A 412-nucleotide genomic window follows, 5' to 3' on the forward strand; every position below is an offset into this window, starting at 1 on the left:
TTTCCAGCTCAGGTACAGCTTCGAACAGGTCTGCCACCAGGCCGTAGTCTGCCACCTGGAAAATCGGGGCTTCTTCGTCCTTGTTGATGGCCACAATCACCTTGGAGTCTTTCATACCTGCCAGGTGCTGGATGGCACCGGAGATACCGACGGCGATGTACAGGTTTGGCGCCACGATCTTGCCGGTCTGACCCACTTGCAGGTCGTTTGGCACAAATCCGGCGTCAACCGCAGCACGGGATGCACCCACGGCAGCACCCAGCTTGTCGGCCAGGCTGTACAGGTGTTTGAAGTTCTCACCGTTGCCCATACCACGACCACCGGATACCACGATGGCAGCGGAAGTCAGTTCTGGACGGTCAGACTTGGCCAGCTCTTCACCACCGAAGGCTGCCTTGGTGTAACCGGAGGC

General features: G+C 58.7%; 1 protein-coding gene. It reads right to left on the bottom strand.

The window, feature by feature from the left end; genetic code table 11:
- Window positions 1–412, bottom strand: a 412-nt coding sequence (locus OUO13_RS12890) for an electron transfer flavoprotein subunit alpha/FixB family protein (protein WP_283174306.1), incomplete at both ends; no start/stop codon positions are given.

The sequence above is a fragment of the Parathalassolituus penaei genome (genome assembly GCF_026626885.1).
Lineage (GTDB): Bacteria > Pseudomonadota > Gammaproteobacteria > Pseudomonadales > Oceanobacteraceae > Oceanobacter > Oceanobacter penaei.